The following is a 15,965-nucleotide window of genomic DNA, read 5'->3' as shown; positions in this document are numbered from 1 at the left end:
AGGAGTGCCATTATGAATAGTATGACTAGCTTTTGGACGTTGTTTATTGTGGTTGGGCTCATCATTCTTTGGTTTATATTTCGTGCTATACGCAGGAATCGTGGAAACAGAAGTACGCGGCGCCGGAATGCATTTTTCCTTAGCTCTCCGTCTCCTTCGTCACTCACGCAGGAGCGTCATCGAGAGATTACGGAGCTGAAGGAGCTGCTGGAGCGATCCATTCCAGCCTCCTATGCTCATAACGTAAAGCAACGTGTCATGGACGCCAATCCTAGCCTGACGGAGCAAGAATATAATTGGCGCTGGCATGAGCTAAAACGATACTTCATGCTATGCGCCATTATGAATCGGGTGCCTATGTTCAGTAGTGATGTGGATGAACTATGGCACGAAATGTTAATGTTTACGCGTGAATACCAGCAATTCTCCGAAGCTTTTTTTGGTCGTATGCTTCACCATGCACCCCATTCGGGCGGCTCTCAGCCGATGCCAGAGGAGCGGGCGTGGTTTGACTGGTTGTATGTGGAATGCTTTGGTTGGAATCGTTATAGTGCCAGTTTGTGGGGAACTTTTTTTAATCATCCGCTACCGAACGATGAGCTTTCACACTATTACAAACTGACAGCTTCGACGCAGCCAATAGGTGACCGATGGAATTCCCATGAAAATGTAGACATTTCACAGCAAGCACAACAAGCGGTTCATAAGATAATCCAACACCTCCGTGAGCGGGTAAATAAAGCTGTAAATGATCCGGAGGGCAAGCAGCTACCTAAGGTCAACTATTTGCAGGTTGACTATCTGCTATTGGCTGCTGTGTGGTATTCATGGTATCAACCTGAACAATTTGCCATACACATGCATCCAGATTCTACAAACAGTGCCGCACTAGCCAGCTCATCCGGCTGTAGCTCCGCAAGCGGCTGCTCGAACTGGGATACACACCACTCGCACCATCATTCCTCCCATGACAGTTCTCATGGTGGAGGCTCTTCTCACCACGATTCAGGCGATTCCGGGAGCCATTCCTCGTGTAGTAGCGGGTCTTCGTGTGGAAGCAGCTGTGGTGGCGGGGGCGACTGACCAGCAACAAAAAAGGGAATTCCTCAGCCAAACCATGGCTAAAGGAGTTCCCTTTTTCATTAGCATAAATATGGTATTTATGTGCTGTTTAATCGGTCTTTGCTAGCGAACGGTAAATATCCATATACGCCTCGGCCGATACATCCCAACTGTACTCTCCTGCAAAGGCCGTCTGTGTAAGCTTGTTCCAATGCTCAGGTTGACGATAGTAATGAACAGCACGACGAATGGTATGCAGCATGTCATGTGCATTGTAGTTCGTGAAACTAAAACCGTTACCTTCACCTGTAGATTCATTGTAAGCCTGCACAGTATCGTTCAGCCCTCCAGTTTCTCGCACGATGGGGATACTTCCATAACGAAGCGCCAGCAGTTGACTAATCCCACAAGGCTCAAACCTCGATGGCATAAGATACATGTCACTTGCCGCATATATTTTTCGTGACAGTGGTTCGCTAAAAGTAAGCTGCGCTGACATTTTCAGAGGATATCGTCCCGCTGCTTCCCGGAACCAGTGCTCAAAAGCCGGGTCCCCTGTTCCCAGCACGACAAACTGAATATCATCATAATACAAAATTTCGTCAAGCACTCTCGTTACCAGATCTAGCCCCTTCATATCCACAAGCCGGGTTACCATGGCAATCATAGGTACGTCCGGACGCACCGGCAAACCCAGCTCCTTTTGTAGAGCAATTTTATTTTCCTTTTTCTTTGCCAGACTTGTGCGGTATTTCGTATAAATACGATTGTCTGTGGCAGGATTGTAGCTTTGGGTGTCAATTCCATTCACAATCCCCGTTAAGCGTCCCTGCTGTCCTAATTTACGAAGTAGACCCTCCAGTCCGTATCCGTAAAATTCAGTTTGAATTTCCTCTGCATAGGTTGGACTCACGGTCGTGACATGATCCGAGTAAGTAAGCCCACCTTTCATAAAGTTCAGTCTGCCATAATACTCCACACCCTCGGGGGTAAAATAGCTTCCATCCAAGTTAAGCAGCTCCGTTAAGACCTCATATGGAAAATCACCCTGATACAACAGATTATGTATCGTAAACACCGTGCGAATATCGTTGTAAAAGGGCAAATGTCGATAATCGGCATTCAGAAGTAGCGGAACCATCGCCGTATGCCAGTCATGACAATGCACAATATCTGGCCGAAAATTCAGTTCAGGCAGCACTTCCAAAATCGCCCGGTTGAAGAAGGAGAAGCGTTCGCCATCATCCATATAACCGTAAATACCGTCACGACCGAAGTAATATTCATTATCTATAAAATAAACCCTGATCCCGTCCAACGTCAGCTCCTCTACTCCACAATATTGATCACGCCAGCCTACAGCTACATGCTTGACCGTTACCGGACGCAGAGACTTCTTATAGGTATCGGGAATACCCGCATATTTAGGTAAGATGATTCGGACGTCACACCCTGCCTGATGAAGTGCCTTTGGCAGTGCGCCAATAACATCAGCCAACCCGCCTGTTTTAATAAATGGATGTGCTTCTGCTGCCGCAAACAAAATGTTCATATGTGCTTCCTCCTTATGTGGTCAATCTGCTTTTTTAGACCTACGTGGTGGTGTCTTCTTGAGTATAACGATGCTTAGGGGTGGAATAGTCACCTCCAAGCTGTGAAGCTGTCCGTGGTAAGGGATTTTGGAAGTACGTATCGCTCCGGAGTTTACCTGACCACTTCCCCCAAAGTCCTTATGATCGCTGTTCAGCAATTCCATATAGCTTCCTGCCTTTTGCAACCCTATTCGATAATTTTCTCTTTGCACAGGCTGAAAATTAATAAGGACAACCAGTGTATCCCCCGTTTTTTTGCCTTTACGTAAATACGTAATCACACTCTGCCCACGGTCTTCAGCTTCAATCCATTGATAGCCGTCCCACGAATGGTCCAATTCCCATAATGCTTTCTCCTGAAGATATAAATGATTCAGTGCTTTCGAATATGTGTGCAAAGACCGATGACTGTCATAGTCCAGCAAAAACCAGTCAAGCTGATCCTCATCCTTCCATTCAATAAACTGGCCAAATTCCCCTCCCATGAATAAGAGCTTTTTACCTGGTGAGGTCATTTGGTAGCCAAGGAGCGCCCGTAGTCCGGCAAATTTTTGTTCATAGGTGCCCGGCATTTTATCAAGCAGCGACTTCTTACCATGAACAACCTCATCATGCGACAATGGCAGTGTAAAATTTTCGCTGTATGCATAGGCTATGGGAAAGGTCAGCAAATTATGGCGCTCGGCTCGTTGATCAAACTCCGATTCCATATAATCAAGTGTATCGTTCATCCACCCCATATTCCATTTGTAATTAAAACCGAGCCCTCCATCGCTTACTGGGGAGGTCACCATCGGCCAAGCGCTGGACTCCTCTGCCATCATGAGTGCATATGGATAATAGCGGAATACCGTCTCATTCAGCTGTTGAAGGAAGGCGATAGCCTCCTCATTTTCAATCCCTCCCTTGGAATTGAGACAATATTGTCCTTCCTGCTTTTCAAAATCCAGCCGTAACATGCTCGTCACCGCATCCACACGCAGACCATCAATATGGTACACATCCATCCAGAACAATGCGTTGGAGATCAGAAAAGAACGTACTTCTGGCTTGCTATAATCGAACGTTAGGGTTCCCCAGCCGGGCTTTTCAGCAATTAGCGGGTCCGCGTATTCGAACAGTGGCGATCCGTCAAACCGTCTCAATCCATGAGCATCCTTGGCAAAATGAGCCGGAACCCAATCCATAATCACTCCAATTCCCGCCTGATGGCAACGATCCACTAAATACATAAAATCATGTGGTTCACCATAACGGCTTGTGAGTGCAAAATATCCTGTTAATTGGTAGCCCCAGGAAAGATCATACGGATGCTCACTCAGCGGCATCAGCTCAATATGTGTATACCCCATATCAGTTACATAAGGCACAAGAAGCTCAGCCATTTCCCTGTATGTATAAAACGTACCATCTGCTTTTTGCTTCCAAGTGCCTAGATGAAGCTCGTATATATGTAGAGGTTTACCATAAGGTGCTCTACGTTTACGGCGCCAAGCTGCATCGTTCCAAACATAACCATCCAATGAAGATACCACTGAAGCCGTAGCCGGTCTCACTTCAGCACGTACGGCGTAAGGATCTGCTTTTAGAAATCGTTCACCATTTGGACCTGTAATGTCGTATTTGTAAAATGTTCCTTGGGATATCCTCGGAAAAAAACGACTCCAAAAACCGGATTTGGGAACCCTATATAAGGAATCCTGTTCCCCATTCCAGTTGTTGCGATCTGTAGCAAGCCCGACATGGAGAGCATGAGGAGCCCAGACCGTAAAACGAACGCCCTGTTCTCCGTTCTCCACAGTAAGGTGGGAACCCAAAGATCGGTAGCTGTGATAAAGCGTTCCTTCATGAAACAAATAAATATCTTCCGATGAGATAGTCTGTTGCGGAAGAGTTTGGTCTGTCATCACGTCACCACCCTTTTATGTTTGTAAGTAAAAATGTATGAATCGGTAATGCATTCGCTTTTGGGTCAAAGCTGACCTGAGTTATTACCCCATTCTAGCCACAATGAACAGAAAAATGACTAGGAAAAAAATAAACCTTAGTTTTTGGGGAATCTTATATACCTGATGGTTTCAAGAGTACCCCATACCGTTTATGTATGTACTACAACAGACAACTAAACCGGGAGGGAAACGAAATGTTTAATAAAGAATGCATTGCCATGCTGCTGGCAGGCGGAGAGGGACGCCGTCTTGCTCCCCTTACTTCAACGATTGCAAAACCCGCCGTACCTTTTGGCGGTCATTACCGGATCATCGATTTTCCTCTCAGTAATTGCGTAAATTCAAACATTGATACTGTAGGTGTACTGACGCAATATGAGGCAGAATCCTTGCACGAACATATTGGGGATGGAACTCCATGGGGCCTTACAAAAACGGATGACAAAGGAATTACCCTGCTTCCATCTTATAATACAGGTAACGCTGAATACTTAGGAACGGCAGATGCTATTCATAAGAATATCGAATATATTGACAGCCAAAATCCAGAACATGTGCTTATTTTATCCGGTGACCATATTTACTATATGAATTATGGCGAGATGCTGAACTACCATAAGGAAAAAGGAGCTGCGGCAACCATTTCTGTCATGGAGGTTCCTTGGGATGAAGCACACCGTTTTGGTGTTATGAGCGCCGATGAAGATCTGCGCGTCACTGAATTTGCAGAGAAGCCGGAGAAACCGGAAAGTAATTTAGCCTCTATGGGGATTTACCTTTTCAAATGGGATTACTTAAGAAATTATCTACTGGAAGACGCACAGGATCCTCAATCCAGTCATGATTTTGGCAAAGATATCATACCTAAAATGCTGGCAGACCAAGAATCACTATACGTTTATGAATTCCAGGGCTATTGGAAAGACGTAGGTACAGTTAAAAGCCTATGGGACTCCCACATGGACTTGCTGCAAGAAAATTGCGCGATTGACCTTCAGCGTCAAGACTGGCCAATGTATACACGTGAACGCCGCACAAGGCTGAGCGCGCAAAAGGTGCCTGGTCGTAAAATGCAGTCATTGGACAGCCTCCTGCATGATTCCTGCCAAGTCGAAGGCCAAATTGAGCGCTCCGTAGTGTTTAGCGGCGTCGAGGTGGGAAAAGGCTCTTCCATCAAGGAAAGTATCGTTATGCCTGACACACGTATTGGGCGCAACGTGCATATTGAGCACGCAATTATCGGTGAAGGTGCTGTGATTCGTGACGGTGCTGTTATTAAAGGTAATCCGAGCGAAATTGTGGTTATCGGACCCAATGAAACAGTATTTGGCAAAATGGCAGTACGGCCACAAACTACACGTATGCTAAAAGAAGCCTATGAGCGTAACACACGCTTGCGTGCAGAAGGCTTTACTTCATAACTCTCCCCTAAATTTCAAACAGCCAGCCCTCCATTATGGTGAGGACTGGCTGTTTTTATGGTTACATCTTACATTTAACTTTAAATCTGCCCTTCCGAGAGTTGTGGTGGTTCCACCGATGGCTCTGCTTGCAGAGCAGGCAATGAAACCGTAATGGTGGTTCCAGCTCCCAATTCACTTCTAATGAGCATCTGCCCGTGATGACGCTCAACAAACTGTTGCGAGATTGCCAATCCCAGTCCAGTCCCCCCATTTTGGTGGTCTACCTGGAAAAAGCGATCTCTTACTCTGGCAAGATTTTCTTCACTAATCCCAATTCCTGTATCCTGTACCGATATCTCGATATTACCCTTAACACGTTGAAGAGACAGATAAATAATCGAGCTCTCGTGCGAAAATTTGATGGCATTATCTACAATGTTCAAAAACACCTGTTTCAGACGGTTACCGTCTCCATGAACAAGATATGCCGTTTCCTCGGAATCCAGTTGTAGCTTAATCTGCTTCATTTCTGCCTTGGCCCATACATTCAGCATAATTTCCTGCAAAAGCTCTCGAAGATCAACTGTTCCCATCACAAGCTTCATGGCATTTTGTTCTAGTTTGGAAAAATCGAGAATTTCCTCCACCAAGCCAATCAGCCGGTCCGTTTCCTTAGAAATAATCTGCATTCCGATCTTGGTCTCTTCCGGGTCATATCCGCCAGAATTTAACGTTTCACTCCAGCCCTTAATGGAAGTAAGCGGAGTACGCAGCTCATGAGAAATGGAAGAAATAAAATCATCCTTGATTTGATTGGTTCTGACAATTTCCTGTGCCATGTAGTTCAACGTCGATGCCAGTTCACCCAGTTCATAGCGATAATCGCCTTTGATACGTGCATCAAATCGACCCTGCGCCATCTGAGCAGATACATCGCGAATATTGTTAATCGGTCTCACAATGGAATTGGCAAGCCCTGTACTCACTACAAATACAATAATCAATACAGCTGCCATGATTCCCACCGAAAATAATGTAATGATGAATAACTTGTCATTTACTAATTCCAACGAAGTCGTATACCGGATTATATACACCTGATCCCCGACAATATTGTCCAGTTTTTGAGATACCGCCATTACCTGTTGCCCCGTACTCGGTTGTTTACCGATCCATTTGCCTGTATCTCCAGCTAAAGCTTGTGTCACATCACTGGTTTGCACACTTAGATCCGCAGCAAAATTTGTCGAGTTATCAATTACATTTCCCTGTTCATCTAGCAATTGCAATTCAGTGTTGGGCAGTGAAAATGTATCCAACAAATACGATTGTAATGATTGTTCCGGCTCCTTGAATTTGGATGCAAATTCACTTACCGATTGGATACGGTTCTCGATCTTTTTATAAATAGTGTCATAATAATATGACCGGAGTGCAAACATAAAAATGACTTCTACTAACAGAAGCGCCAAAAACACTACGAAAAAATAGTGAAGCACAATCTGTCGGCGAATCCCCTTTTTGATCATTGAGACTGACCTTTCCATTTGTATCCATGTCCCCATACGGTTTGTAAGAAAGCCGGCTCGGATGGATTGTTTTCAATTTTCTGCCGCAGACGTCGGATGTTCACATCTACAATTTTCGGATCGCCCATATATTCCTTGCCCCATACGTGGTCAAGCAGAACATCCCGGCTGAGCGGCGTATTTTCCTTTTCGAGAAAAAACTGAATCAGGGAAAACTCTGTCGGTGTCAGCTCGATCAGCTGCCCGTTTTTCTTAAATTGCTTAGCTATCAAATCCAGCGTGAACGGACCGGACTGGAAGGACACCTTGGCTGCTGTTTCACGATGTACATTCACCCGACGCAATAACGATTGAATACGTGCAATCAGCTCTGTCGGGCTGAAAGGCTTGCTCACATGGTCATCAGCCCCTACAGACAAGGCATACACCTTATCCTGTTCCTGTACCTTGGCTGTCAGAAAGATAATGCCAATACGCTCATTCGTTTCCCGAATTCTCCGACAAACCTCAAAACCATCCATGCCCGGCACCATCACGTCAAGTAACGCAATATCGATATCCCGCACCGTATTCAAAATATTCAAAGCCTCGTGTCCTTCTGACGCCTCCAACACCTCAAAGCCGTTACGTTTCAAGTTAATGACGATAAAGCTACGGATAGATTCCTCGTCTTCCATGATTAAAACTTTACTCACTCTACTCTACCTGCCTTTCCCCCAGCTTGTTTTTAATGGCTTTACGTGGCTCCAGCTCGCTGGATCGTTTTATACCAACTACCTGTGCATTCGTTCGCCACAGTTGGCTATAGCCTTCGTTATTTCGCTCCCATTGTGATAACGAGAAAAATTTAATTTCCGCTATCGTTTTGTCTGTATCATCCAAAATAAACCGCAAATAGCTGTCCTTCCTTGAAACCTTCGGATCAATAGTCACCTTGCCATGCAGCTCTTTTGGCAGCCTGAAGTAGACCTGTTCATTAGAATCACGATACTGTTGCTGCTTGAAAATCGTCCCTTTGGCCCCATCCCACTGATAGAACGATACAAAATAAGGAACTTCATCGAGCGGCCTGTTGCTCCAGCCTTTAGGCTTCTCCAAATTTCCAAATTCGAGAATACCGTCACCGTCCACATCACCACTGGCGATGGTAGCATCCTTGAAGGTAACATCCATAAGATTGAGCTTTCTAAGTTTGCCGTGATCCATCACGATAACATTGGATACCGTAGTCGTCTGAGCAATCTTTGTATCTATAATGATTCCCTGCCTACCCTGGGCTACCTTACCAGCGACCACATTATAGACACCTAAAGCCTGACTGTCCAAATCCAACGATCCGATCTCCTTAAAGGTTCCTCCGCTGAACTGGAACGTTTTTACAGTAAAAAATTCATTGCGACGGAGCAAGATAATCGTCAAGTCATTCAGATTGTCCCCGTTCAAATCCATCTTCTTATGGTTAAAATCGTCTACAACGAAGTCCGTATAGCCCGTTGCATATATTTTTTCTAACGTTCCTCCAGTATAAGAGTAAACGATAAGACCCTTCTGCTCCCCGTTCTCGCCACTGTCTCCGCTCGAAAAGCCTGCTACAATATCAAGCGTACCGTCATTTGTTAGATCCACTAGTTTAAATGATTCCAACACTGTGCCTTCCCCATCAAATGTAAGCTTCTTTACCCACGTTCCTCCTTGATCTTCAAACAAGACACCATGTATTTTTACGCTCTCATCTGGCGTTTCGTAAAAGAGCACTGCTTCGTCTATACCATCATTATTCAAATCTCCCGTCCGAATTGGCGTAGGATCATCCGGATCATTCGGCCTTAAAGGCTGTACCGCCCCTAATTGCGTATTCACTGCTCCATTCAGCTGTTGTTTCTCGTCAGACATCGTTGGTGTCTGCATCAGCGAAATCGGATCGCTAATCACATTACAGCCGCTTAAAAATCCAGCAAGAAGCAGCAAGGAGCAGCAGCAAGCCACCATTTTCAACAGCATTTTTTTCACTTCTCTTGCCGTCCCCTTCACAATTTGTTCTTTTCTGCCTGTGTCAATCGTCTTCCCTGGATATCAAACACCAGTTTACCCTCATTCAGACCCCAGATTCGGGAAGCAAAACGTTCAGCCATTTCCAGCGGCAGTACAGTAATGATTGTTACTCGCTCGCCAGAGCACAGCTTGCGAAAGGTTTCCAGTACATGCGCTGCTGAGGCAGGATCAAGTCCATTTACAGGCTCATCAGCTAAAATAACCTTAGCTCCGTGAACGAGAGCACGCGCTGTGGCTACCCGCTGCCGTTCGCCGCCGCTGAGCTTGTCGCATTTATCATGCGCCTTATCCAGCAGACCCAGATCCTCTAGAACGTCCATCGCTCCCATATAATCGTCGGAACGCACCATGCCAGTCACCATTCTCCACCAGGGTGTTTGACCCGATCTGCCAATGAGCACATTTTTAAGAGCGGTCCGATTCATATTAAGATGCGGATTTTGTTCCAGGTATGCCCACTCTCGCTTTATTTTCATCTTGCCCGTCCACCCGGATCTCAGTACATCATTGCCACCAACAATCAAACTGCCTTCTTCCCAAGGCTCTTGTAAAGCAAGACAGCGAAGAAGTGTCGTTTTACCGCTTCCGCTTGGCCCCACTATAGCAATGAATTCACCCTGATGAATTTCAGCATCAATCCCTCGAAGCAACGGGGTACGTTCAGGCCCCACTTGCTTGGTCAGCTTCCGAATTTTAATCATCTATGATTCCCCTTTGTCCGCCATCAATACATGTTTATATTTTATAGTAATTGTGAAACAAATACCATGCAAACCGCAGTTTTATACCGCTGGTACTCTTTTTCGGGAAAACAGACCTAACAATCCGAAAACAATATAACTACCTCCAAGGACTAGAAACATACTGCCTTGAGTTCCAAGGTCCAGCAACCCTCCGCTAATATTAGGTCCGATCACACTTCCCAGATTAAAATGAAAGGATGCCAGCACATTTGCAGCCGCCAAAAATGATTTGGGCAACAGGTCAGCTGCATAGGCCAAACCAAGTGAGAAAAAGGAGCCTACCAATCCACCTGCGATGGTCAGCAATACCAATGTGAACATAAAATGATTGCCACTCCATGGTAGTAACATAAAGGTCAACCCTCCTGCTATACCTACGCTCATTAGCACCTTTTTACGTCCCCAACGGTCACTTAATATACCTAAAGGCAGTTGCAGCACTAAGCCTCCCAAACTGACGAAAGGCAGCAAGGCAGCAATTTCATCGGTATGGAAGCCAATACGCAGGCCATAGACTGGAAAATTACTGTTCAGGCTCGCTTCCATATAACCGTATAGAAATGCAGGCAACAGAGCGTACCATGCCCAGCTATAGCTGCGCCGGAATCTTTGTGCGGGACGCGCCTCAGTCTCCTGCTTCTCGGGTCTTGAGTCAGGCAGCTTGATTAACACTAACAGCAACACAAGCAAGCACAACAAAGCCAACGCAGCAAATGGAACCAGCATTCCATAATCAAGTAGCCACAATCCCAATGGGCCTAATGCAAAACCCAGACCATAAGACATACCATAAAAGGAAATGTTGCGGCCTCGATTCTCTGCTGGAGTTACCAGCAATATCCACAACTGCGCAGAATAATGCAACGCACTGTCACCAATACCTACTAGCAGGCGCAGTACGAACCAAACCCGAATATCAGGGATTAGCGGGAACAGCAGCAGCATGATCAGCACAAGCACAAGACCACCAGCCATCAGCTTTTTAAATCCCAGCCACCCCAAAGTCCGTTCAGCCACCAGTGTCATTGCGAATGAACCAATATACAGTGCAGCCGCGTTCATTCCGTTTAGCGAAGACGAAACCCCCATTTGTTCCAAAGAGATCGACAGAATGGGCAATAGTAAACCCTGACATAATCCAGCAACAATAATAACTGCAATTAAGATAAAATAATGAACACGTAACGACGACGACATCCCAGCTCCTCCTGCTCGAACAAATAAATTATTAACATCATAAAATGAATGTTTAGAAATGATTTGCATTTGATACCATAATCAATAATAAATCTTATCACGATGTGTACCATGACTTTCTAAAAATCGATATATTACATATTAAGGTGTTTTTAGCATGTTAATTTTAGTGTATTAAAGAGAGAAATAAAAAAATCGCCATCTGAGATGACGATTTTACGGATAGAGCTAGTCTGGTATGTATCCGACTCCTCGGTTAAGAGCCTCGTATGTTCAATCCGACCAAGTTCACGTCACAACGTACTATTTCATATTATAGTGGACAATGCCTGGCAGAACAAGCCATAATAAATGAGTGGGCAATTTCAAAATGCTCATGTTTTGCTTATGGACGGGCTTTATTTACGTTCACCGCTCTGGGCTAGAAGACAGAATAGGAGGCATTTGATTCCATGAGTTATCAAATTAAAATAGACACTTCCCCAATTTATGAATTGCTCGGCAGCTTTATGGCCTATGTAACTAAAAAGTGGGTCCATGATATGGACTTGGGCCATGAATGGATCGACAAGGTGGATGCACGATTACAACAGGAAGTTCGTACTGAGCTAGCTACAGCTCAGGATTGCCCTTTTAGCGATTATGACGCACTCTATGCCTGGGCGTTGCTTCGACCAGAAACAGATGAAATATCCGACTATATTTCTTACTTGGATCACGGACCGGATAAGGATATGTTTGAGCTGCTTGTTCCGCATATTCCTTTTTTAACCTTTGAAGAATCTTTACGCATTCGTAAGGTATATGCACCGCTCCTCAGATTGTGGGATCGTGATTATTTTCGGGCCTTGGAAGGCGAACTGCGTGTATTGGCAGAAGAAGATGCTGCGGAAAAGCGCATGTTGTTAAGTAAAATGGAACCGGAAGCACTTGTTGAATATGCGACAGCTGGACTAGTCGTGCCACATATGGAAGACCTCGATACAGTAGTGCTGTTTCCGGTCGTTCATAATCGCCCAATTAATTCATACTGCTTTTACACCCGTACACTGCTAATCCAGTATCCGGTAGATATTCCCGAAGAGAGTGAGGAAGAACCGCCCACGCTTCTACTACGACTCACTCGTGCAGTCAATGATCCACAACGGCTGCGCATTTTGCGTTATGTAGCTCAAGGTCCTAAGTCTCTTGAAGACATGCGTCATGATTTGAGCCGATTGGAAGATACACTAATGTCTGATATGATGATTTTGCGTGTGGCTGGTTTGCTCCGCATACACATTGGACGCTATCACAAGGAAAAATTCAGCATCCGTCCCGACGGTGCGGCTGATTTGCAGGTATTTTTGGAATCCTATATTGGATTGTAATTTGAATCGCAACTTTAGTTATAAACTGAACACCGTTAAAGCTTTGGCTTGGAAGGAGTATGCATCATGTCGTATCCGAAACAGCACATTTTATTTGATCTTGATGACACTTTGGTCCACTGCAACAAGTATTTCGACCTTATTCTCAACCACTTTTTCGATTTGCTTCAGGAATGGTTTGCAGCTCATAACCTAACGAGAAATACAATCCGTGAAAAACAAATTGAAATTGATGTGGCTGGGGTTCATCAGGTGGGTTTTGCCAGCGAGCATTTTCCACAATCCCTAATAGATACGTACCAGTTTTTCTCTGAACAATTCGGACGCCGTACGGATTCTCGGGAAGAGCAGGAGCTTCGCTCGCTTGGCCGAAGTGTGTACGAGCAGGAAATTGAACCGTATCCAGGTATGGCCGAAACGTTAAATTCACTCCAAAAAGCAGGGCATTCCCTTCACCTTTACACGGGCGGTGAGCAGGTCATTCAAGAAAGAAAGATTGAACAAATGAAGCTGGCTACTTACTTTGATGACCGTATCTATATTCGCCAGCATAAAAATGTCGAAGCACTGGAAGAAATCATTCAAATAAATCGGCTGGACCGAGGCATCACCTGGATGATTGGGAATTCTTTACGCACCGACGTATCTCCAGCCCTTGCGGCAGGTATTCACGCTGTGTATCTTAAGCAGCCTAAAGAATGGATTTACAATATGGTTGAATTGCAAAAAAACGTGAACTCTGTAATGTATACAATACAAAAGCTAACAGAAGTGCCACGGGTGATCCACGAAAGCATACAATTGCATCAACAAAAAAGGACCCTCGGATAGGGTCCTTTTTTCGTGTTTAAAAAGTCATTCAACCTTCACATTCTACTATGATAGACGGCTTTATTTCAGGATTCCTCACGAACGCTAAGTTGTCCTGTTCCTGGTACATCCAGAACTATCCGCGCCTTGACGGTCGATCCGTCCTTCCGTTTAAAAGACAACAATTGCGTCTGCCCCTTCGCGAGCAGGGACTTGAGCATCGTTTCGGTAATCTGCTTGCCAGCATATTCCTTCCAAATGACAAAGCCACAGCCTTGCTTAAAATGGCTACACCCATACCCTTTACGGCCTTCAATAATACTCCCACCGCAATTGGAGCACGGGCAGCTGCCTAACGCCTGCCTTTGGCTCACTGAAGCATCTGACTGTCCATCAGATGAGCTCCGCACTGCTTTTGTAGCTGAACTGCGTCTTGTTGGTGGTGCTGCTTGCTTTAGCGCAGCACTTCCTGCACTACTACCGCCTCCTGATGGTGTGCGGTCCATTCCTTTGGCGGTGGCACGTCCACTCGCGCCTACACTGCGGGCGTTCCCCTTGCCTCCCGAGCGATTACTCCTTGCCTCCTCGCCAAAGGCATTTGCGGGAGCAGGTGGCTGCTGCCTTACCTTATCAATGATGGACAACGTGAATCTTTTAACGTTATCCATAAACTTCTCCTGAGCTGCCTCACCCTTGGAAATTTGATGAAGACGGCGTTCCCATTGACCTGTCATTTCCGGTGAGGCTAATAGATCTACCCCGGCATGACGGATCAGGTCAATAGCCATCTTTCCCTTATCTGTAATAAGAATCTTTTTGCCCTTCATTTCAATGTAGCCGACCTTCTTCAATCGTTCAATTGTGGCAGCTCGTGTCGCAGGCGTACCTAAGCCAGCGTCCTTCATAACCTCGCGTAATTCCTCATTCTCCATCTGCTTGCCGGCGCTTTCCATCGCTTTAAGCAATGTGCCCTCCGTGTAGCTTTTAGGGGGCTGAGTCGCCTTTTCTTTCATCTCGGCGCGAACACAATCCACCGGACGCCCTGCATCAATTTCAAACTTCTTGTCCGTCCACTCGTCCGTTTCCTCTTCATCTTCTTTTTTTAATGTTTTGCTCTTTTTACCTTTATCCTGGTCAGCCTTGCTCAAAACCACTTTCCATCCCAAGGACAGAAGCTCCTTAATATTGGTTTTAAACAAATGCTTGTCCACCTGCGTCATTACGGTATGCATTTTATATTCAGCCGGCGGGAAAAAATGCGACAGAAACCTACGAATAACCAGGTCGTATACATTTTGTTCCTCCTTGCTTAGCGTCCCCGGTCTTTTTAACGTCGGCAAGATAGCATGGTGATCCTCAACACGAGACGGATTGCAGACCGATTTATTCTGTTTATGGACCAAATTAGGGTTTGCTTGTTGAACCAGATCAGCATAAGGGCCTGTCCCCAGCATCCGTAATGCCTTATGCATGCCGTCTATATTCTGCTCTGTCACATAGTTAGAGTTGGTACGCGGATAGGAAATGACCTTGTGACGCTCATAAAGCGCTTGTGCCACATCCAGCGTTTTTTTGGCCGAATAGCCGTACTTGGCATTCGCCTCGCGTTGAAGCAGCGTCAAATCGTACAATTTAAAAGGATACTCCTTTGTCTGCTTCGTATCATACTTGGTAATCTTCCCCTCTTTCCCGCGTACCGCCGCAGCGATCCCCTCAGCTTCTTCCGGTTTCGTCAGCCGATCTCCCTGCCATGCCCCTTTGTACTTAATCTGATCTTGCTTAAACTCAGCCCACACGTCATAGAAGGTTTGAGACTGAAATGCTTCAATTTCCTTTTCTCTATCATGAATTAGTGCCAGCACGGGAGTCTGTACCCGTCCTACCGACAGCAGGGTGTTATGACGTGTTGTGAACGCTCTGGAAGCGTTCATGCCAATCAGCCAGTCCGCTTCACTTCGTGCCCGCGCAGCTTGAGTCAGGAATTCAAACTCCGAGGCATCTCGCAATCGTTCAAAGCCTGTCGCAATACTCTCTGCTGTCAAGTCCGAGATCCACAATCGCTTAACCGGCTGTCGTAGCTTTAGCTGCTGCTGAATTAACGCAAAAATATGTTCACTAATGGAAAGTTCGCATATGCATGTTGTGAAAAAACCTTTTATATGTCCTACTCCGTTTAATCCAACGACATCTAATAATTTCATAACTTCACTCCTCGCATAGGGATTTTTTCGTCTTTTAGAGAGCTGGATTAAACCAGT

The 15,965-nt window shown here is 45.5% G+C and carries 12 protein-coding genes; 4 read left to right on the top strand and 8 right to left on the bottom strand.

Annotation, left to right across the window (positions count from 1 at the left end):
* The first annotated feature begins 12 nt into the window (after positions 1-12).
* Positions 13-1,083 (top strand): glycine-rich domain-containing protein, encoded by a 1,071-nt coding sequence (locus C0638_RS19700; RefSeq protein ID WP_058712420.1) that lies wholly within the window; start codon positions 13-15, stop codon positions 1,081-1,083.
* A gap of 88 nt (positions 1,084-1,171) precedes the next feature.
* Here the strand turns inward: C0638_RS19700 and glgA are convergent, their stop codons facing one another.
* A complete protein-coding gene (glgA, locus tag C0638_RS19695; RefSeq protein WP_013371439.1) occupies positions 1,172-2,614 on the bottom strand; it encodes a glycogen synthase GlgA in 1,443 nt (480 codons plus the stop codon).
* A 21-nt stretch (positions 2,615-2,635) separates the two neighbouring features.
* Complete coding sequence (gene glgB / locus C0638_RS19690; protein WP_058712419.1) at positions 2,636-4,561, bottom strand: 1,4-alpha-glucan branching protein GlgB; 1,926 nt, start codon at positions 4,559-4,561, stop codon at positions 2,636-2,638.
* A 236-nt stretch (positions 4,562-4,797) separates the two neighbouring features.
* On the opposite strand from glgB, the gene C0638_RS19685 reads away from it, so the two are divergent.
* A complete protein-coding gene (locus C0638_RS19685) occupies positions 4,798-6,024 on the top strand; it encodes a glucose-1-phosphate adenylyltransferase (RefSeq protein WP_040103610.1) in 1,227 nt (408 codons plus the stop codon).
* Positions 6,025-6,104: 80 nt separating this feature from the next.
* Here C0638_RS19685 and C0638_RS19680 read toward each other — a convergent pair whose 3' ends face one another.
* The 5 genes from C0638_RS19680 to C0638_RS19660 form a co-directional block, all read right to left on the bottom strand.
* Positions 6,105-7,535: a sensor histidine kinase gene (locus tag C0638_RS19680; RefSeq protein WP_013371442.1), complete on the bottom strand. Its 1,431-nt coding sequence runs from the start codon at positions 7,533-7,535 to the stop codon at positions 6,105-6,107.
* Positions 7,532-8,230: a response regulator transcription factor gene (locus C0638_RS19675; RefSeq protein ID WP_007432526.1), complete on the bottom strand. Its 699-nt coding sequence runs from the start codon at positions 8,228-8,230 to the stop codon at positions 7,532-7,534. Before C0638_RS19675 ends, C0638_RS19680 begins: the two co-directional genes overlap by 4 nt.
* Position 8,231: 1 nt before the next feature.
* Positions 8,232-9,566, bottom strand: coding sequence for a hypothetical protein (locus C0638_RS19670; protein ID WP_040103609.1), 1,335 nt, complete (start codon positions 9,564-9,566; stop codon positions 8,232-8,234).
* Positions 9,563-10,288, bottom strand: coding sequence for a phosphonate ABC transporter ATP-binding protein (locus tag C0638_RS19665; RefSeq protein ID WP_040103608.1), 726 nt, complete (start codon positions 10,286-10,288; stop codon positions 9,563-9,565). The genes C0638_RS19670 and C0638_RS19665 overlap by 4 nt, the downstream gene beginning before the upstream one ends.
* A gap of 81 nt (positions 10,289-10,369) precedes the next feature.
* Positions 10,370-11,527 carry an MFS transporter gene (locus C0638_RS19660; RefSeq protein WP_058712418.1) on the bottom strand — a complete coding sequence of 386 codons (1,158 nt, stop codon included), beginning with the start codon at positions 11,525-11,527 and terminating at the stop codon, positions 10,370-10,372.
* Positions 11,528-11,979: 452 nt separating this feature from the next.
* Between C0638_RS19660 and C0638_RS19655 the strand changes: the two genes are divergently transcribed.
* Both C0638_RS19655 and C0638_RS19650 read left to right on the top strand, forming a co-directional pair.
* Positions 11,980-12,897: a hypothetical protein gene (locus tag C0638_RS19655; protein ID WP_040103606.1), complete on the top strand. Its 918-nt coding sequence runs from the start codon at positions 11,980-11,982 to the stop codon at positions 12,895-12,897.
* Between the two features lie 66 nt (positions 12,898-12,963).
* Positions 12,964-13,728, top strand: coding sequence for an HAD family hydrolase (locus C0638_RS19650; protein WP_013371449.1), 765 nt, complete (start codon positions 12,964-12,966; stop codon positions 13,726-13,728).
* 65 nt (positions 13,729-13,793) lie between these two features.
* Here C0638_RS19650 and C0638_RS19645 read toward each other — a convergent pair whose 3' ends face one another.
* The gene (locus C0638_RS19645; protein ID WP_233902232.1) at positions 13,794-15,908 is read right to left on the bottom strand and encodes a type IA DNA topoisomerase; all 2,115 of its coding nucleotides are present in this window, start codon (positions 15,906-15,908) and stop codon (positions 13,794-13,796) included.
* Positions 15,909-15,965 lie beyond the last annotated feature (57 nt).

It is taken from the genome of Paenibacillus sp. lzh-N1, from assembly GCF_002872435.1.
GTDB classification, from domain to species: Bacteria; Bacillota; Bacilli; order Paenibacillales; family Paenibacillaceae; genus Paenibacillus; species Paenibacillus polymyxa_C.
The sequence above is the reverse complement of the archived record's forward strand: the minus strand, read 5'-3'. Positions and strand labels throughout refer to the sequence as shown.